The 16286-nt window shown below is 69.9% G+C and carries 21 protein-coding genes and 3 pseudogenes; 11 read left to right on the top strand and 13 right to left on the bottom strand.

All coding sequences use genetic code 11. From position 1 onward, the window contains the following. Positions 1-115: 115 nt before the first annotated feature. Positions 116-1030, bottom strand: a complete 915-nt coding sequence (locus tag AB0J93_RS21170; RefSeq protein WP_363924029.1) for a helix-turn-helix transcriptional regulator — start codon at positions 1028-1030, stop codon at positions 116-118. 131 nt (positions 1031-1161) lie between these two features. Between AB0J93_RS21170 and AB0J93_RS21165 the strand changes: the two genes are divergently transcribed. Next, positions 1162-2067 (top strand): oxidoreductase, encoded by a 906-nt coding sequence (locus AB0J93_RS21165; RefSeq protein ID WP_363924028.1) that lies wholly within the window; start codon positions 1162-1164, stop codon positions 2065-2067. A gap of 106 nt (positions 2068-2173) precedes the next feature. Here the strand turns inward: AB0J93_RS21165 and AB0J93_RS21160 are convergent, their stop codons facing one another. Further along, the gene (locus AB0J93_RS21160; RefSeq protein ID WP_363924027.1) at positions 2174-3394 is read right to left on the bottom strand and encodes a tetratricopeptide repeat protein; all 1221 of its coding nucleotides are present in this window, start codon (positions 3392-3394) and stop codon (positions 2174-2176) included. A gap of 96 nt (positions 3395-3490) precedes the next feature. Continuing rightward, on the bottom strand, positions 3491-4258 hold the full coding sequence (locus AB0J93_RS21155) for an SDR family oxidoreductase (protein ID WP_363924026.1): 768 nt from the start codon (positions 4256-4258) through the stop codon (positions 3491-3493). 46 nt (positions 4259-4304) lie between these two features. On the opposite strand from AB0J93_RS21155, the gene AB0J93_RS21150 reads away from it, so the two are divergent. Beyond that, positions 4305-4667, top strand: a complete 363-nt coding sequence (locus AB0J93_RS21150; RefSeq protein WP_363924025.1) for a metalloregulator ArsR/SmtB family transcription factor — start codon at positions 4305-4307, stop codon at positions 4665-4667. 461 nt (positions 4668-5128) lie between these two features. Here the strand turns inward: AB0J93_RS21150 and AB0J93_RS21145 are convergent, their stop codons facing one another. Next, complete coding sequence (locus AB0J93_RS21145; RefSeq protein WP_363924180.1) at positions 5129-5542, bottom strand: DUF4440 domain-containing protein; 414 nt, start codon at positions 5540-5542, stop codon at positions 5129-5131. Between the two features lie 114 nt (positions 5543-5656). Between AB0J93_RS21145 and AB0J93_RS21140 the strand changes: the two are divergent. Together AB0J93_RS21140 and AB0J93_RS21135 are read left to right on the top strand one after the other, a co-directional pair. Beyond that, positions 5657-5959: pseudogene (locus tag AB0J93_RS21140) on the top strand (helix-turn-helix domain-containing protein); the annotation flags it as partial. Between the two features lie 5 nt (positions 5960-5964). After that, positions 5965-6279 (top strand): annotated as a pseudogene (locus tag AB0J93_RS21135) (IS5/IS1182 family transposase); the annotation flags it as partial. A gap of 20 nt (positions 6280-6299) precedes the next feature. On the opposite strand, the gene AB0J93_RS21130 reads toward AB0J93_RS21135, so the two are convergent. Together AB0J93_RS21130 and AB0J93_RS21125 are read right to left on the bottom strand one after the other, a co-directional pair. Further along, a complete protein-coding gene (locus tag AB0J93_RS21130) occupies positions 6300-6707 on the bottom strand; it encodes a RidA family protein (RefSeq protein WP_363924024.1) in 408 nt (135 codons plus the stop codon). Positions 6708-6750: 43 nt separating this feature from the next. After that, positions 6751-6948 (bottom strand): annotated as a pseudogene (locus AB0J93_RS21125) (transposase); the annotation flags it as partial. 93 nt (positions 6949-7041) lie between these two features. Between AB0J93_RS21125 and AB0J93_RS21120 the strand changes: the two are divergent. Next, positions 7042-7650, top strand: coding sequence for a class I SAM-dependent methyltransferase (locus tag AB0J93_RS21120; protein WP_363924023.1), 609 nt, complete (start codon positions 7042-7044; stop codon positions 7648-7650). Positions 7651-7704: 54 nt separating this feature from the next. On the opposite strand, the gene AB0J93_RS21115 is transcribed toward AB0J93_RS21120, so the two are convergent. Both AB0J93_RS21115 and AB0J93_RS21110 read right to left on the bottom strand, forming a co-directional pair. Continuing rightward, on the bottom strand, positions 7705-8082 hold the full coding sequence (locus AB0J93_RS21115) for a nuclear transport factor 2 family protein (protein WP_363924022.1): 378 nt from the start codon (positions 8080-8082) through the stop codon (positions 7705-7707). A gap of 79 nt (positions 8083-8161) precedes the next feature. Then, on the bottom strand, positions 8162-8551 hold the full coding sequence (locus AB0J93_RS21110; protein WP_363924021.1) for a CPBP family intramembrane glutamic endopeptidase: 390 nt from the start codon (positions 8549-8551) through the stop codon (positions 8162-8164). 38 nt (positions 8552-8589) lie between these two features. Here AB0J93_RS21110 and AB0J93_RS21105 point away from each other — a divergent pair, with 38 nt between their 5' ends. After that, positions 8590-8916 (top strand): hypothetical protein, encoded by a 327-nt coding sequence (locus AB0J93_RS21105; RefSeq protein WP_363924020.1) that lies wholly within the window; start codon positions 8590-8592, stop codon positions 8914-8916. Between the two features lie 282 nt (positions 8917-9198). Here the strand turns inward: AB0J93_RS21105 and AB0J93_RS21100 are convergent, their stop codons facing one another. After that, a complete protein-coding gene (locus AB0J93_RS21100; protein WP_363924019.1) occupies positions 9199-9507 on the bottom strand; it encodes a hypothetical protein in 309 nt (102 codons plus the stop codon). Between the two features lie 76 nt (positions 9508-9583). Here AB0J93_RS21100 and AB0J93_RS21095 point away from each other — a divergent pair, with 76 nt between their 5' ends. Together AB0J93_RS21095 and AB0J93_RS21090 are read left to right on the top strand one after the other, a co-directional pair. Next, positions 9584-10369, top strand: a complete 786-nt coding sequence (locus AB0J93_RS21095; RefSeq protein ID WP_363924018.1) for an ArsR family transcriptional regulator — start codon at positions 9584-9586, stop codon at positions 10367-10369. Continuing rightward, positions 10366-10776, top strand: a complete 411-nt coding sequence (locus tag AB0J93_RS21090) for a VOC family protein (protein WP_363924017.1) — start codon at positions 10366-10368, stop codon at positions 10774-10776. Before AB0J93_RS21095 ends, AB0J93_RS21090 begins: the two co-directional genes overlap by 4 nt. Before the next feature lie 12 nt (positions 10777-10788). Here the strand turns inward: AB0J93_RS21090 and AB0J93_RS21085 are convergent, their stop codons facing one another. Further along, entirely contained in the window at positions 10789-11334 is a 546-nt protein-coding gene (locus tag AB0J93_RS21085; RefSeq protein ID WP_363924016.1) for a hypothetical protein, read from the bottom strand. Between the two features lie 220 nt (positions 11335-11554). Here AB0J93_RS21085 and AB0J93_RS21080 point away from each other — a divergent pair, with 220 nt between their 5' ends. Both AB0J93_RS21080 and AB0J93_RS21075 read left to right on the top strand, forming a co-directional pair. Then, positions 11555-12121 carry a helix-turn-helix domain-containing protein gene (locus AB0J93_RS21080; RefSeq protein WP_363924015.1) on the top strand — a complete coding sequence of 189 codons (567 nt, stop codon included), beginning with the start codon at positions 11555-11557 and terminating at the stop codon, positions 12119-12121. Next, positions 12121-12867 carry a methyltransferase domain-containing protein gene (locus tag AB0J93_RS21075; RefSeq protein WP_363924014.1) on the top strand — a complete coding sequence of 249 codons (747 nt, stop codon included), beginning with the start codon at positions 12121-12123 and terminating at the stop codon, positions 12865-12867. The genes AB0J93_RS21080 and AB0J93_RS21075 overlap by 1 nt, the downstream gene beginning before the upstream one ends. A 128-nt stretch (positions 12868-12995) precedes the next feature. On the opposite strand, the gene AB0J93_RS21070 is transcribed toward AB0J93_RS21075, so the two are convergent. Both AB0J93_RS21070 and AB0J93_RS21065 read right to left on the bottom strand, forming a co-directional pair. Further along, entirely contained in the window at positions 12996-13751 is a 756-nt protein-coding gene (locus AB0J93_RS21070) for an isocitrate lyase/phosphoenolpyruvate mutase family protein (protein WP_363924013.1), read from the bottom strand. Beyond that, entirely contained in the window at positions 13748-14410 is a 663-nt protein-coding gene (locus tag AB0J93_RS21065) for a hypothetical protein (RefSeq protein ID WP_363924012.1), read from the bottom strand. Before AB0J93_RS21065 ends, AB0J93_RS21070 begins: the two co-directional genes overlap by 4 nt. Positions 14411-14474: 64 nt before the next feature. Here AB0J93_RS21065 and AB0J93_RS21060 point away from each other — a divergent pair, with 64 nt between their 5' ends. Continuing rightward, positions 14475-15170 carry a helix-turn-helix domain-containing protein gene (locus tag AB0J93_RS21060; RefSeq protein ID WP_363924011.1) on the top strand — a complete coding sequence of 232 codons (696 nt, stop codon included), beginning with the start codon at positions 14475-14477 and terminating at the stop codon, positions 15168-15170. A 147-nt stretch (positions 15171-15317) separates the two neighbouring features. On the opposite strand, the gene AB0J93_RS21055 is transcribed toward AB0J93_RS21060, so the two are convergent. Further along, the gene (locus AB0J93_RS21055) at positions 15318-16280 is read right to left on the bottom strand and encodes a carbohydrate ABC transporter permease (RefSeq protein WP_363924009.1); all 963 of its coding nucleotides are present in this window, start codon (positions 16278-16280) and stop codon (positions 15318-15320) included. Positions 16281-16286 lie beyond the last annotated feature (6 nt).

Genomic DNA, 16286 nt, shown 5'->3' with positions numbered 1-16286 from the left:
CCGCGCGATCACAGAAGCACTTGGGCTGGTGGGCAGCGTTGCCGGATGGACCTGACGGAACGACGGGGCGGGTCATTTGGTGCAGCTTGACCAGCCCACCCCATCAGAAGTCCCGCTAGGGGGTGGGGTTGGCGGCGGTCCTGCGCATCTCGGGGGGGTGCTTATTGGCGAGCGCTGAGCGGGTCGCGTACAACGATGCCAGAAGCTGCAGCCGGTCCGCGTCGGCGCTGCCCGGCTCGGCGGTGAAGACGAGCATGACCGAGCCGGGGTTTCCCGGCAGGGGGTACGTGTCCCAGTCCAGGACGATGTCGCCTACCTCAGGAACCCGGAAGGTCTTGGTGCCGCTGACCGACTCGCGTACGTCGTGCCGAGCCCACAGCCGCCGGAACTGGGCGCTGCGGATGCTCAGCTCGCCGACGATCGCGGTGGCGCGTGGGTGGGTGGGGTCGGCGGCGACGGCGGCGCGCATCATGCCGATGTAGTCCATGGCCTGCCGCTCCCAGTCCGGGCAGCTACGCTCGCCGGTCAACGTGTCGTCGAACAACAGCAGGAGCATGTTGAGCCGGTCGGTCGGGTAGGTGTCCGGGTCGCCGAGCAGTGCCTGGGCCATCGGGTTCCAGTCGAGCAGGTCGAGATGCCGGCCGAGTATCACCGCAGGGGTGTCCATCACCCGCAGCAGGCGTCGTGTGCTGTTCGGCACCCGCTCCGGATCGCGGTTCACCCGGGCGGGCGTCGATCGGCGGGCGGCGTGGGCCAGGGTGAACAGGTGCCGGCGTTCCTTCTCGTCGAGGCCCAGCGCGCCGGCAAGCGCGTCCAGGACGTCGTCGGACGGGCGTACCTCCCGGCCCTGCTCGATCCGCTGGTAGTAGTCAGTGCTCAGCCCGGCCAGCAGGGCAAGCTCCTCGCGCCGCAGCCCGGTGACCTTGCGCCGGCCGCCCGGCTCCAGGCCTACGTCGTGTGGACGCAGCCGGCTACGCCGAGCGCGTAGGAAGTCGCCGAGCTCCCGAGCGTACGGATGAAGGCTGCTCATACCGCAAGTGTGCAGCGGCCCGGACCGGCGAAGGTAGGTCCCGCAGACCTAGGCAACCAAGAACGATCGAACCGCGCCGGACCGCTCCTAACGTCGACGGCCCAGCCCACCGACACCTCCAGGAGCAGCAGATGACCGGATGGACCGCCGACCGCATCCCCGACCAGCGTGGGCGGGTCGCCGTCGTGACCGGCGCGAACTCGGGCCTCGGCCTGGTCACCGCCACCGAACTGGCCCGCCACGGAGCCCACGTCGTGCTTGCCGTTCGCCACACCCCCGCCGGCGAGGCGGCCGCCCGCCAGATCGGCGGCGACGTCGAGGTGCGCGAGCTGGATCTGGCCTCCCTCGCCTCCGTGCGGGTCTTCGCGGCGAAGCTGGCCGGCGACCATCCGGCGATCGACCTGCTGGTCAACAACGCCGGTGTGGTGTTGCTGGGACCGCGCCGCACCTCGGCCGACGGATTCGAGCTGCACCTCGCCACCAACATGCTGGGCCAGTTCGCGCTGACCGGCCTGCTGCTTGGCAACCTGGCCGCGGCGCGGGAAGCCCGCGTGGTCAGTCTCAGCTCGATCACCCACAGGAACGCGCACCTGGACTTCGATGACCTAATGTTCGAACGTGACTACCGGGCAGCCACCGCCTACGGCCGGTCCAAGCTCGCCGCCACGATCTTCGGCATCGAACTGGACCGCCGCCTGCGCGCCGCCGGAGCACCGATCGTCAGCGCGCTCGCCCACCCCGGTCTCACCCGCACCAACCTGACTCCGCGTGCCTGGGAGCACCGTGGCCGGTTGGGGCGGCTGATCGCGTGGGCTGGGCTGCTGGCAACCCAGCCGGTGGAGCAGGGCGCGTTGCCGCAGTTGCGCGCGGCGACCGAGCCGGGTGTGCGGGGCGGCCAGTTCTTCGGCCCGTCCGGGCTCTGGGAGACGCGGGGCAGGGTCACCGAGGCCCGGCTCAGCCGGGAGGCCGCCGACCCGGCAGTCGGCAAGCGGCTGTGGAGGGCAGCCGAGGACCTGACCGGCGTCAACTACCTCTGACCTACGACGATCACCGGCCGGTCGGCGGCGATCCGCAGCGTCGCGATTAGCCGCCGCACCTGTTCTCGCACGGCTGCCAGCCACGATCGCGGGTCCGATCATCGGGTCAATCGGAGGCAGCGCTCAGGGAAGCGTGCCGCTGAACGAAGATGTCCGCCTCCAGCAGCCGGCCCGAAAGTCGGCCCGCCTCGTGGATTTCATCGACGGTCATAGCCGGCACGATCGCGTGTGCTGCGTGGACACCGTCACCGCTGCCGACATTCAGCATGGCGAGGTACCACCGCAGTGCCTGCACAAGGTCCACCGGACCGCCGAATCCATCGCGGTACCAACAGGCCGCCGCGAACATGCTCCCCTTGTCGCCGGACTCGGCACCGCGCACATACCATCGCAGCGCCTCCTCATCGAGGTCACGCGCGCTGAGCTGGTCACCCAACGGCGGGTACGCCTCGGTGACCCCGGCCTCAGCCGCCTGGCGCAGCCAGTGCACCGCCTCGTCGGACCCGCCGGACAGCACACCGAGGTTGAACGCAGCAAGCGCGTCCCCTGCCTCGGCTGCTGCCCGGTAGAGAGCGGTCGCCCGGATGTCGTCCTGGGTCGTGCCGATGCCGTGCTGGACCAGGTACCCGAGGGTACGCTGCGCGGTCGCATCCCCGTCGTCCGCCGAGACGGCCAGCAGCTGCACGCCGCCAGCCGGATCTGCGAGATGGAAGGCGCGGATCACACCGAGCATCGTGCGGGCCCGGCGGTCCACTGAGGCCGGACCGTGAAGCTTCGGCGCGAGCAGAGCCAGTTCCCGCTCGGCCATCTCGATGCCCGCCTGGGCGGCCTTTAGGTACCAGGACGCAGCCTCCGGCAGGTCCACTTTGTGATAGGCGAAGAGGGTGCCCAGATCGTGCAGCGCCTGCGCCTCCCCGGCGGCGGCAGCCATTCGCCAGTGTCGCTCCGCCTCGTCCTGGTCAACCGGGACGCCCTGACCGGTGCCGTACATGAGCCCGACCATCCGGAGCGCGGGCACACTGCCGAGCTCGGCCGAACGCTGATACCACCGCAGCGCCGCCGCCTGGTCCTGTGCGACACCCCGGCCGGTGGCGTAGAGCACCCCGAGGTTGTGAGCAGCCTCAGCGTTACCCAACTCCGCCGCACGCTCGTACAGCCTGCGGGCTCGTACCGGATCTGCCGGCTCCCCGTTACCGCTGGCAGCCAACTGGCCCAGCACCAGCAACGCCCGGTCGTCGGGCCCGGCAAGCTCCAACTGCTCACGAGCCTCCTCGAAGGCCCCACGTTGCACAGCGAGCAACCCACGGTCATACGGTTGCAATGTCACGCCGGCAGTGTAGAGAGGCTGCGGAGCATTCCGTCGCGCTGTCTGAGCGCCGGGTTGTGGAGCTACGGTCGTTCGTCGACCGAGTTGCTGCCCCTGTCAGGTGAGTTCGAGGCCGCCGTCGATGGTGAGGACCTGTCCGGTCAGCCAGGTGGCGGCGGGGTCGGCGAGCCGGAGCACCCAGGTGGCCGCTTCGTCGGGGTGGCCGCGGCGACCCAGTGGGATGCGTTCGGCTTCGTCCTGTTTGATCTGGTTGACCACGGGTTCGGGCAGGCCGGCGGCGCGCAGGGCTTCGCTTTCGGTGGGTCCGGGGGCCAGGGCGTTGACCCGGATGCCGTCAGTGGCCAGTTCCAGTGCCCAGCATCGGGTGAGCTGTTCGAGGGCGGCCTTGGATGCGGCGTAGTGGGCGGCACCGGCTACCGGGCGGTGGCCGTAGGTGCTGGAGATGTTGATGATGGTGCCGCGGGTGTGCCGCAGGTGGGGTAGGGCCGCGTGGGCGAGCATGCTGGGCGCGGTGACGTGGAGATCGAACATCTCCGTGATGCGGTCGGCGACCGTGTCGGCGAGCGGCATGACGGCGGTGGCGCCGGCATTGTTGACCAGCACGTCGACCCGGCCCCATCGGTCGGCGGCGGCATCGATGATCGCCTGGCCGGCGTTGGTCATGCGGATGTCGGTGGCGAGAACGGCGATGCCGGCATGCTCTTGCGCGGTGCGGTGCAGTGCGTCCGCGCGGCGTCCGACAGCGAGGACGTGCGCGCCGGCTTCGGCGAACGCCATCGCGGTCGCGCGGCCGATTCCTGATCCTGCTCCGGTGATGACGGCCACGCGACCGGTGAGTGGGCCGGTGTCTGGGGGTGTGGTCACAACTCCACCTCTTGTTCGATGTTCGTAGAACATCGAACAAGCTACCATGGTTGGTGTGAAAGATCCGCAACACCCGGAACTCGCCGAGATGACCCTCACCGACGTGATGGCCGCGCTCAGCGACCCGCTCCGGATCGGCCTGGTCCGACTGCTGTCCGACGGCCACGAACGCGGCTGGGGAGAGCTGCGAACGCCGGTGTCCAAGTCGACGCTGAGCCACCATCTGCGTGTGCTGCGCGCTGCGGGGCTCACCCGCACTCGCCAGGAAGGCACCCGGTGTTACGTCGTGCTGCGCCGGGAGGACCTGCATGCCCGTTTCCCCGGCTTGTTGGACGCCGTGCTGGCCGCCGCGGACAGCGAGGACGTCGGCAGCCAAGTTGGTCTCGCGACCGGCCGCCCACCCAAGTGACACATCGGCGCCTGGCAGGCTGTCGACGCGCGTATGCTCCCGCACCCGGCGACCACCACGAACCGTCCCTATCCCGCAGCCCGGGCCACACCTGTTGCGGCAGACCATGTCACCGGTGCGGAACTTTGCGGCGTACAGGCAGCACGAGTCTGCGGGATCACGTCCACCATCCGAAGTGCCTCCCGGCGCGAAGCCGGGCTCGACAGGTCCACGGACATGGGCACGCGTGCACAGTAGTCGCGACTCATCGACTTGGGCCGTCCGCAAAACAGGCTCACCCGGTCGCCACCGAACGTGACGACGCGTAGCGGCCGGATGAGCGGATCCCACCGACACGCTGATCTCGGCCGCGTCCGGGCCGCGCTGGGCCGGCGGGTGACCGACGACGATGCCTTGCCCGTTCGAAGCCGGCCACACCTCGCGACGCACGGTCAGCGGCTGCGGCAGGGGTTGGCGTCGGCCTACAACCTCGCGGTGCCGAATGGATTGTCGATGACGTACCGCCAGCGCCCGTCAGGGCCGCGGCGTGCCACGTCGGTAGCGGTGCCTTCCAGGTGCACGGGCTGCCCGTCGGCGCCCCGGCCGTCGATCGTCCAGTCGACGATCAAAAGGGCGATATCGTCGGCCACGTAGACGTGCCGTGGACGAATGTCGATCGGCAGACCCAGATCGAGGAAGCGTTCGTTGGCCGCCGCCCTGGCCGCACCGGTGACCGCTTGGCCCGGCTCGGCGACAAAGACGCCCTCCGGTTCGTAGACCTGCTCGACAACAGCGGCATCACCGGTATTGAAGGCCCGAGCGAAGACCCAGGGATGCTGGCTGACGTCGTCGGTCAACGGGACACTGTCGGGATGGATGCTGAAGTCGGCGCTCATGCGGCCAGTCAAACCGAGCCCGCCGCAGGTAACCAAACGGTAAGCAGCGGCTGGGATCGTGATCTGGTCCCGGACACCCGCGGCGAGACAAGACATCCCGAGCCCACCTGTCCCGTGGAAGTTGCGCTTGCTGCTGTCGGCGGCCGATGGACGACGCTGCTCCTGCGAGAACTGATGCACGGACCCCGCTCGTTCGGCCAACTGCGGGCCGCGTTGCCAGCGCTGAGCGCGAAGGTCCTGAGCGAGAGGCTGGCCAGGCTGGCGATGAACGACCTGATCGAGTGGCACCGTCAGAAGGGCTTCCCTTCCCACACCGTCTACCGGCTCACCGTCGCCGGCCAGACGCTCAAGCCACTACTGATCGAGCTTTACCGGACCGGAGACGCGCTTCTCCGCGAAACCTCAGCACAACGCGGCCTCAGCGGCATGTCTTCGCCGACACCGGCTTCGCCGGCCGCCTCGTCAACTGGGTCCGCGACCTGCTGCGCACCACCGTCGAGATCGTCCGCAAACCCGCCGACCAGCGCGGCTTCGTCGTACACCCCCGCCGCTGGGTCGGGGAGCGAACCCTGGCCCGGATCACCGCCCACCGCCGCCTGGCCCGCGACTACGAGACCTACCCCAGCACGTCCGAGGCCATGATCCGATGGGCCGCCCTCGGCGGCATGCTCCGCCGTCTCACACGAGGCGAACCCGCCACCCGCCACCAATGCCGCACCTTCTACACACCTGACTGACAGCAATGTGAAACGCGCCCTCAGTCCATGACGGCGGTGGCCTCGACCTCGACGAGGTAGTCGGGGCCGGCGAGGGCGCTGACGCCCAGCCCGGTGAACGGCGGGACCGGAGTGACTTCGAGTTTCGCGGCGGCCCGGGTGATGCCGTCGGTCAACGGCGTCATCTTGTCCGGGGTCCAGTCGACGAGGTACACGGTGAGGCGTACCACATCACCGAAGGACCCACCGACCCCGGCCAGGGCCTTGGCGACGTTGAGGTAGCACTGCTCGACCTGCGCGGCGAGGTCTCCGGCGCCGACCGTGCCCCCGTCCGCGTCGACGGCCACCTGGCCGGCGATGAAGACCTGCTTCGCGCCGGTCGCGACCGCGACGTGACGGTACAGGTCGGTTGCCGGTAGTCCTTCGGGATTGACGAACGAGACGGCCATGGTGCGCTCCTTCCGGAAGATTCGCCGATCGGTGGGATTACCCGGTCTGCCAGGGCGGCAAGTCCACCGGCAGGTACCGCCACGCGCACCCGGTCCGCACTACATACAGGATGCCGTCGACGACCGCCCGGCGGGAGCGCTTCTCCGGTTTGCCCATCCACTGCGGCGACGGCAGCATCGGCTCCACGATCTCCCACTCGGCATCAGTCAGATCAGACGGGTACCGCCGCATTCGATCCATGCCCGTCTACCGGCCCAGTCAGGCTCATCGATCGGACCGGCTGTGCGACACGCCCAACCAACCCACAACCCAAACGCGCTCTAAGGTGTCGCCGTGAGCAACCAGCCGGTGCGTGATGCCTATTCGTCCATGTCAGCGCAGTACATCGCGCTGCTCGATGGTGGCGGGCAGGCCCACTTGGACGACACGGCTCTCATCCGGGGCCACCTTGCCGGTCTGCACGGCACGGTGCTCGACCTCGGTTGCGGCCCCGGCCACTGGACCGCCTACCTGCATTCGCTCGGCGCCGACGTGACCGGCATCGACCTGGTTCCCGAGTTCATCGACCACGCCCGAGCGAACTTTCCCGGGCCGGTGTTCCGGCTCGGCTCGATGACCGAACTGGACATCCCCGACCATTCGGTGGCCGGCATCCTCTCCTGGTACTCGACCATTCACCTGCCGCCACCGAAACTGGACCACGCGCTCACCGAGTTCCGCCGGATGCTGACCCCCTCCGGGAGGTTGGTGATCGGCTTCTTCGACAGCGACGACGAGGTGGCCGAGTTCGACCACAAGGTCCTCACCGCGTACCGCTGGCCGGCCAACGAGTTCTCCGTCCGCCTGGCCAAGGCCGGGTTCACCGAACTCCAGCGCCTGCGACAGCAGTCCCCGGACCGCCCGGACCGCCGGTACGCGGCCATCGCCGCAAGCGCCACCTGATCCCACCGCGCAGAGCCCGACATCTGGACGATGCCGGCGGGCCGGCCGCTTCGATCAGGTGGCCGGCTGCTGGCCCGGCCAGAACGGCCACTCCTCGAACGAGCGACAACGTCCGTCGTCCGCGAATCGCATGATCCAAAGGTCGCGATACTCCTGCTCGACCGGGTCGCCGTAGCGGACCTCCTGGCGCGACACCGCGGTGTCGCCGTCGACCGCGACGATTTCCGTGGTCATCTGGAACACCTCGTCTGGGCCTTTGCGCTGCTGGTCCCACATCTGGGCGATGGCCGGCAGGCCCACGACGGGCGTCCAGTACGGCCCCTGCTGATAGCTTGCATCCTCGGTAAAGAGCGTGACCAGCGCCTGCGTGCCCGGCGTCCGCCACACCTGCTCGTAGGCAGCGATCCAGTCGGCGACCTGCTTCCTGTCCATGGACAACACCATGCCATTGGGGGCTCGCCTGGCGACGGGATGCACCGAAAAGTTCCGCTGTGCCGGACTGAAAGCGAGGTCAGCCCCGGGCCCCGGTTCGTCGCTCGCGCAGCCAGACGAGCACCACCATGCCGACGTTGACGACGGCGAGGATCAGCAGAGACGCGTCGCCGGTGTCGGTGGACCTGTCGATCGCGAAGCCCTCGCCGCCCGCCATCACCGTGTTGACGGTCGTGAACAGGACGTTGTTGGCGACGTGGAACGCCACCGGCGCCTCGATGCCGCGGCTGATGATCGCCATCAGCCCGGTCGAGATGCCGAACACGGCGTAGTAGCCGAACAGCCAGGGGTCGGTTGACCCGTGCACCACGGCGAAACCCAGGCTGGAGACCACGAGCCCGACGACCAGGGCCGCGCGAACCGGACGCAGCCAGGACGCGGCGGCGGGCAGCACGGCGCTGCGGAACATCAAACTCCTCACCGGTGGCCTGGATCGGGGTGCTCAGCATGACGATCACCAGCATGGCGATCGTCGTGCCGGTGACACCGAAGCTGGTCCAGCCCGGCGCGGCGGGTGCGACCAGTGCCACGACAGCGATCCCGGCCGACACCAGCAGCGCCGCGCCGATCAGGTACCGCACCAGGCGGCGTGCGTCGAACGCTCGCGGTGAGCTGATCAGGCTGCGCCAGGGCACCTTGGCGATCCGGGTCAGGAGCAGGATCGCCAGTACGCCGGCTACGCCCACGCTCACATTGACGGCCAGGAACTTCAGCGGCGTGAAGGTGGGGGCCATCGGGTCGTCGCTGCCCTCGATGATGCCGACCACCTGGTAGAGCAGAACCTGCAGGATCAGCATCGCCAACGGCGGCACAACGATGACCACGAGCGGTTTCCACCAGCTCATCCGCAGGTGGGCACCGAAGGGGCGGGAGTTGTCGACCGCTTGCCGAGACTGCTCCGGGGTCAGTCGCGTGGTGGGCATGTCATCCATTGCATCGCGCACCGCTTCCTCCGGAAAGTGCCGCCAGGTCACCACCTGACCATGACATTCTGCGGGCGGAGATATGACGCGTTGTCACTGGTGAGCCATTCGCGAGGGCGGCGGGACGACCTGGTCAGGGCTCTCGGTGGTCAAACGGTCCTGCCGGTCGTTGCGTCGCGATCCGGTCGAGGAGGAACAGCGCCGTGGCATCGATCACGTCGTCGAAGTGCCTGCCGCCGCTGGGGTAGTGGAATCCGTGTCCGGCGTGTTCGTACTCAATGAGCACGCACTCGTTGCCGGAGCGCACCATCGCGTCCCGGAACTGCCGCACCGATTCGATCGGCTCGACCTCGTCGCGGGTTCGGGTGGACTGCACCGCCTGCCGCGCGAGGTCGGCCACGGTGATGGGCCGGTGCAGGTTGGCCAGCGCCCAGTCCGTCACGCTGCTGAGCGAACGAGCGACGCCGACACCGGCAGTTCAGGCAACCCATCAAATGGATTTGATGTAAAGTCGGGTCGTGGCGTCATCGAGCCGTACCACCCCAGCGTTCCTGCACCTGGCCGCCCATCCGCTGCGCTGGCGACTGTTGACCGAGCTGGCGACCGGCGACCACCGCGTCCGGGAGTTGGTGGCGCTGGTCGGCGAGCCGCAGAACCTGGTCTCCTATCACCTCCGACTACTGCGTGACGGCGGGCTCGTCACTGCCTCGCGCAGCAGCTTCGACGGCCGTGACAGCTACTACCACCTCGATCTGGACTCCTGTGCACACGCGCTGGCCGATGCCGGCAGGGCCCTGCATCCCGCGCTGCTCGGGGGGACAGCGCCTCCCCCGGCGGATCGGCGGCACTCGCGGAAGCTCGGTGTGCTCTTCGTGTGCACCGGCAACAGCGCCCGCTCACCGATCGCCGAGGCGCTGCTGCACCACCGCTCCGGCGGCGAGGTCAGGGTGGTCAGCGCCGGCACCCGGCCCAGGTCGAGCCTGCATCCACACGCCGTACGCGTACTGCACGACAGCTTCGGTGTCGACGTCGCCGGGCAGCGGCCCCGGCACCTCGACACGGTCACCCGCCGCCGGTACGACTACGTGATCACCCTGTGCGACAAGGCCCGCGAGGTCTGCCCCGAGTTCGCCCACGAGCCCCGACGCGTCCACTGGAGCATTCCCGAGCCCGCCACGACCGTCGACGCCACCGACGCCGACTACCCCGCCTTCCAACGCGCCGCGAACGACATCGACATCCGCGTCAGACATCTGCTACCCGTGCTCACCGCTGCCCCGCCCACGAAGGAGATCCGGCCATGACAGCGCCCACCCAGTACGCGAGCGTCCGCTACCTGGTCGACGACGTCGGCACCGCCGTCGACTTCTACACCACGCATCTCGGGTTCACCCTGCACACCAGCGCCGCCCCCGCCTTCGCCGACGTGGTACGCGGCCCGCTACGGCTGCTGCTGTCCGGGCCGGCCAGCTCCGGCGCGCGTGCCACCCCCACCGACGTCGCCACCGCCGGCCGCAACCGCATCCACCTCGTCGTCGACGACCTGGACGTCGAGATCGATCGACTCCGTCGCGGCGGAGTGTCGTTCCGCAGCGAGGTGGTAAGCGGCCCGGGCGGACGCCAGATCCTGCTCACCGACCCGGCCGGCAACCTGATCGAACTGTTCCAACCCGCCCGCCGCCTCGCCGCCGGCGCAACGGCCACGTCCTGAGCGGAACCACTGTCACGGGCGGGCCGGCCCGGCGGTCTCGGGGGTCGACGAGCGGGTCGATCCCGCCGGTTCGGCCTGCTGCAACTCGATCGCCCGGATGTGCCGGTACGCGAACCACAACGGCGGGAACGCCCCGACGGCGAAGGACAGGTCCACCACCGTCCAGAACCACGGGATCTCCCGCAGCGGCCCGCAGATCAGCGCCAGCGGCACGATCCCGACACAGGCGATCATGCCAAGTTGGACCACCCAGACGTTGCGCACCGGGTCGCGTAGCGGCCCCCAGAACGCCACGGCCAGCACCAGGTGGGCGTAGGCGAGCCAGTCGGTCCCGTACCGCATGAACGGGTACCGGTCCCCGGTTTCGACAAGTCCGACGTGGACCCGCTCGATCCAGCCGACCAGAGCCGGGAACTGCTCGGCGAGCGGGTCGGCCGCCCGCAGCAGCCAGCGCACCTCGATCTCCAGAGGAAACGCGGTGACTCCGCTCAGAAACAGGCCCACCACCACGATCCACAGCCAGCCTCGGATTCGCCGCAACCGCTCATCGACGCCCATCCCCGCAGGGTAGTGATGAGCTTCAGGCGCCCGTTGCCAGCCACGGGCGCCGTGAGCTGGCCCACGGATCCGAGGGTGGACCGGCGATCACGAATGCCGTCGTTGCCGGACGATCAGCAGGACGCCCCGATGGATCAGCACGCCGACTGCGGTGTTGACGACGGCGAGGCCGGCCGCCCCGGTCTTGTTTGTAAGTGGTTACTAGTGTCAGGCTCCGGCTGTGGTGGAACAACGGAGCACGGCCCGACTGCGGCGTGCGGACGCGATCGACATCGGCATGCGGGTCTTCGCGGACCACGGGCTGACCACAGCGTCGATACAGCAGGTGGCCGACCAGATGGGCGTGTCACAGCCGTACGTCTTCCGGTTGTTCGGCACTAAGCGCAACCTCTTCCTGGCCTGCCTGGACGAGTTGGAGGCCCGGATCCGGCGGGTGTTGCACGAGGCGGCGTCCCAACATCCGGATGACCCGCTGCCGGCGATGCGTGCCGACTTCCGGACGCTGATCGCCGACGGCGTCATCACCGGCCTGTGGTTGCAGGCCTGCGCGGCGGCCCGCTCCGACGAGGCGGTCGCGGCGCACTGTCGGGCCGTGGTCGGCCGGATTCTGGACCACGCCGGGCGGTTGTCCACCGCCGGACCGCAGGAGTTGCGGGGCACGCTCGCGCTCGGCGCGTTGGTGGTGATGCTCCAGGCGTTGGGCATCGACCTGAGTGGGGGCAGCCAGGCCGCGATCGACTCCTTACGCGACGCGGATGCGACGTCGCGACCGGAAGGAGTGCGGTGATGGACGTCTTCGGGCCGGCCGCCGACCTGTACCAGACCGTCCGGCCGGGCTACCCGCCCGAGATCGCCGATCGGGTTGTCACCTACCACGGCGGAACTCCGGCGTCCGTGGTCGAGATCGGCGCCGGCACCGGCAAGGGAACCGACGTGCTCGCCCGGATCGGCGCACCCATGACCTGCCTCGAACCCGATCCGCGGATGGCAGCGCTGCTGGCCACGCGACTTCCCCAGGTACGCATCCACGGCGACACCTTCGAACGGTGGGTGCCACCCGCCGGTGGGGTCGACGTGCTGGCCTGCGCCATGGCCTGGCACTGGCTGGACCCGGCCACCCGCAACGCGCGCGCCCGGCAGGCACTCACGCCGGGCGGCACCCTGGCGATCTTCGGGCATCGATACGACTACGTCGAGCCCGAGCAACGAGCGGCGATCGGCGCCGCACTGCGCGCGATCGACCCGACCGTACGGGAACGGCCGGCGGACTGGTTCCATCAGGACGTCGTCGAGCACGGGCAGTTTCTCGACGTCCGCACGGAGGTCTTCGGTCACGAACTGCCCCTGGCCAAGGAACGCTATCTCGCCCTGGTCCGGACCTTCGGGCCGTTCCTGACCCGCTCGCCGGAGCAGCAGCAACGCGGTTTGGCCGTGCTCGGCCGGCTGGTCGACGAGTTCGGCGGCACCGTGACGCTCGACCTGCGCACCACGCTGGTGCTGGGCCGGGCCGGACGAGGGACCGATGCTCGCTGACCGGTGGGAGTGACCGAGCACGGTCATGGCCCCACGGCAGCTCCGCACCTTCAAGCACCTCGCCGAAGGTCGTCCCGCCGTGAGATGAGACGTCCGCTGGCCCCTCTGCGACCGCCGGGCTGGCGCCGTCAGGGGACGTCCCGGGCGACGCGCTCGCCGGACTCGACGTTCACCCGGGCGTACGACGGGAGGTCGGGGCGTACGGCGTGCCCCGCGCGTACCGCTGTCGCGGTGTCCACGACGGCGGCCAGGGCCGCCCGGAACAGCAGGGAACCGGTGCTGACCCGCCGCACACCCAGCTCGGCCAGGGCGGCCACGGTGTGCCGGTCCGGCAGGAACAGGATGTTGACCGGTACGTCGACGGCGGCCACCACCGCCGCGATGTCGGCGGGCTCGGCCAGACCGGGGACGAAGACGCCGTCCGCACCGGCGTCGGCGTAGCGTCGGATCCGGTTGACCGCCTCCGTCAGGTCGCCGGGACGCTGCCAGTGCGTGTCGGTACGGGCGTTGACGAACAGCCCCGGTACCTCCCGCTTCACCGACCGGATCAGCTCCGCGTGCTCCGGCGCCGGGCCCATGGCGTCCTCCAGGTTGACGCCCACCGCGCCGGCCTCGGCCACCGCGACCGCCGCGGCGACCGATCCGGTCTCGAGGTCGGCGGTGAGGTGTACCGGCAGCGCCGCCAGCCGGCGGATGAGCGACAGGGTCGCGCCCCCGGTGACGGCCGCGCCGTCGGGCAGGCCGTTGACGGCCGCGACGCCGAGGCTGGTGGTGCCGAGCGCGGCGAACCCGGCCTCGACCAGGAACCGGGCCGACGCGAGGTCCCAGACGTTCGGCAGAACCAGCGGGTCGCCGACGCGGTGCAGCGCCGCGAAGCCGCTCATCCGCGTGCTCCGGCCACCAGCGCGAGCGCGTGGGCGCGGCCGGGGCAGCGCCGAGGTCCCGCACCGAAGGCCAGATCACCGGCCAGTGGCACCCGCACGACCTCACCGGCCTCGACGGTCATGCCGGCCACGGTGGCGGTGACCGTCGCCTGCCGCTTGGTCGCCGGCACCGGCGGATCGTCGCGCAACACCTCGTCGACGCGACGGTGCCGGGCCCGGTCGATCAGGACGGCCGTTGCCTCGCAGGCCTGGACGAGCACGCCGATGCGGGCGGCGGTCGGTTCGTCGAACCTGCCGCCGAAGAGCGCCACCAACCGGTGCACGGCAGTGTCGGCCCGCGACTCGTCACCGGTGCCGGGCTGGTACGCCTGCGCCACGTCGCGGATCAACTCCACCACGGGATGGGTGACTCCCAGCCGGTGGGCCAGGACCGCCACCGGGTGGGAGCCACCGGCATGGCGTAGCGGCTCCAGCGGGATCGCGTCCAGGATCGCGACGGACAACTCGCGCCGCCGCTCGTACTCGATGCCCGAACTGAACCGGCCCACCGTGGCGCGCAGCCAGGCGACGCCGGTGGACGCGGGTGGGACGGGCGGCACGACGAACGTCGGGTCGGTAAGCACCGCGAGGGCGGCCTCGCGGCCGTGTATCTCCTGCATGCGGCGAAGGCTACGGCCACGATCCTTCGGTGAGCGCCGAACTGTCGTACCCGACAATGGGTCGGTGACCTCCGCTGCCGACCTCGCCGGGCTCGCGGCGCTGCTGGCCGACGAGACCCGTGCGGGAATCTGCCTCGCGCTGCTCGACGGCCGGGCGTGGACCGCGAGCGAACTCGCCGCGTACGCGGGTGTCGCGCCCTCCACCGCCACCGGTCACCTGCACCGCCTCGTCGAGGGCGGCCTGCTCGTCCAGCGGCGCCAGGGCCGGCACCGGTACGTGCAGCTCGCCGACCCCTCGGTGGCGCAACTGTTGGAGGACCTGTCGGCCCGGTTCGAACCGCGTCCCGCCCGGACCGGTGGTCTGCGGGCGGCCACCGTCAGCGCGGCCCTGCGCCGGGGCCGTACCTGCTACGACCACCTGGCCGGACGGCTCGGTGTGGCGGTGACCGAGGCGATGATCCGGCGGGGGCTGCTGGACTGCGGCGGCGGCTTCGCGCTCACCCCGGCCGGCCGGTCCTGGCTGATCGACCTGCTCGGCTGGGATCCGGCACAGCCCCGGCCGGGCCGCCGGCCGCTGGTCCGGGGCTGCCTCGACTGGACGGAACGGCGGGAGCACCTCGGCGGGTTGGTCGGCGCGAAACTGTGCGAGCGGTTTCTCGGCCACGGGTGGGTGGTACGCATCGGGTCCGGCCGCGCCGTACGCCTCACCGCCGCCGGGCAGGCGGCCCTGCGCGACCAGTTGGGGATCACCCTCGACTGACGTGCCGCTCGGCTGCCATGACCGCGCTCGGTCCGGGATCGGTCGGCCTCGGGTGGAGGCCGTCGTGTCCCGGACCGAGCAGCGGGGGCGGCCCCGGGGTGGGGGTCGGCTGGGTCGGCTCCACGTCCTGGGGCGGTGTGCCGGTGGTTACTTGCTGACGCCGGCGGTGAGGCCGGACTGCACCTGACGCTGGAAGACGATGTAGACGATGAGCACCGGCAGCATCGCCATGGTGACCCCGGCGAACAGGCCGGACCAGTCGGAGCGGTAGCCCTGGTTGACCGACAGCTCGATCAGGCCCTGGGAGATGACCTGGTTCTTCGGCTCGCCGGCCACCGACTGCATCAGCAGGGTCGGCAGGTACCACTGGTTCCACTGGCCGAGGACGTTGAAGATGCCGATGCTGATCAGGCCCGGTTTGGCCATCGGCAGCATCACGCTGAAGAACAGCCGGCTGTGCGACGCGCCGTCGACCATGCCCGCCTCGGCGATCGCGTTGGGCAGGGTGCGGAAGAACGAGTGCATGAAGAAGACGGTGAACGACAGCGACCAGGCCACGTAGACCAGGATCAGCATGACGTGGCTGTTCGGGCCGAGGAACGGCAGCACCACGCCGGTGTTGTAGACGCCCTTGAACAGCGGCACGGCGGCGAGGTAGATCGGCAGGGTCAGCCCGGACAGGAACATGTAGTAGATCAGCCGGTTGCCGGGGAACTCGTAGCGGGCGAGCACGTAGGCGGCCATCGAGCCGAGCAGCATGGTGAGGAAGACGCTGCCGGTAAGCACCAGGATGGTGTTGAGGAAGAACGACCCGATGTGCCCCTCGGTCCAGGCCCGGGCGAAGTTGTCCCACTGCAACTGCTCGGGGATCAGCGACAGCGGCTTGCGGATGACCTCGGAGTCGGTCTTGAGCGCCGACATCACCACCCACAGCAGCGGGTAGACCACCATGATCGCCCAGACGGCGAGGAACAGGTGCGAGAAGCCGTTGAAGAACCGTGCACCGGCCCGGCCGCCGCCGACGGCGGCGCGCTGTGCCGGCGTACGGCCCGGTGGTGGAGTCTGGTCGGGGCCGGCCAGGCCACCCGGGGTGTGGGTCACCGTGCTCATCGTCCA

It is taken from the genome of Micromonospora sp. NPDC049374 (genome assembly GCF_040677165.1).
Classification (GTDB): domain Bacteria; phylum Actinomycetota; class Actinomycetes; order Mycobacteriales; family Micromonosporaceae; genus Micromonospora.
This window is presented reverse-complemented; position numbering and strand designations above follow the sequence as displayed.

Bases quoted from the DNA above. Each gene is read 5' to 3' on its own strand.
- AB0J93_RS21075 (WP_363924014.1), top strand. From the start codon at position 12,121: ATGGACGTCTTCGGGCCGGCCGCCGACCTGTACCAGACCGTCCGGCCG.
- AB0J93_RS21170 (WP_363924029.1), bottom strand. From the start codon at position 1,030: ATGAGCAGCCTTCATCCGTACGCTCGGGAGCTCGGCGACTTCCTACGC.
- AB0J93_RS21055 (WP_363924009.1), bottom strand. From the start codon at position 16,280: ATGAGCACGGTGACCCACACCCCGGGTGGCCTGGCCGGCCCCGACCAG.
- AB0J93_RS21090 (WP_363924017.1), top strand. From the start codon at position 10,366: ATGACAGCGCCCACCCAGTACGCGAGCGTCCGCTACCTGGTCGACGAC.
- AB0J93_RS21115 (WP_363924022.1), bottom strand. From the start codon at position 8,082: ATGGACAGGAAGCAGGTCGCCGACTGGATCGCTGCCTACGAGCAGGTG.
- AB0J93_RS21165 (WP_363924028.1), top strand. From the start codon at position 1,162: ATGACCGGATGGACCGCCGACCGCATCCCCGACCAGCGTGGGCGGGTC.
- AB0J93_RS21065 (WP_363924012.1), bottom strand. From the start codon at position 14,410: ATGCAGGAGATACACGGCCGCGAGGCCGCCCTCGCGGTGCTTACCGAC.
- AB0J93_RS21150 (WP_363924025.1), top strand. From the start codon at position 4,305: ATGGTTGGTGTGAAAGATCCGCAACACCCGGAACTCGCCGAGATGACC.
- AB0J93_RS21105 (WP_363924020.1), top strand. From the start codon at position 8,590: ATGACGATCACCAGCATGGCGATCGTCGTGCCGGTGACACCGAAGCTG.
- AB0J93_RS21145 (WP_363924180.1), bottom strand. From the start codon at position 5,542: ATGAGCGCCGACTTCAGCATCCATCCCGACAGTGTCCCGTTGACCGAC.
- AB0J93_RS21130 (WP_363924024.1), bottom strand. From the start codon at position 6,707: ATGGCCGTCTCGTTCGTCAATCCCGAAGGACTACCGGCAACCGACCTG.
- AB0J93_RS21085 (WP_363924016.1), bottom strand. From the start codon at position 11,334: ATGGGCGTCGATGAGCGGTTGCGGCGAATCCGAGGCTGGCTGTGGATC.
- AB0J93_RS21110 (WP_363924021.1), bottom strand. From the start codon at position 8,551: ATGTTCCGCAGCGCCGTGCTGCCCGCCGCCGCGTCCTGGCTGCGTCCG.
- AB0J93_RS21070 (WP_363924013.1), bottom strand. From the start codon at position 13,751: ATGAGCGGCTTCGCGGCGCTGCACCGCGTCGGCGACCCGCTGGTTCTG.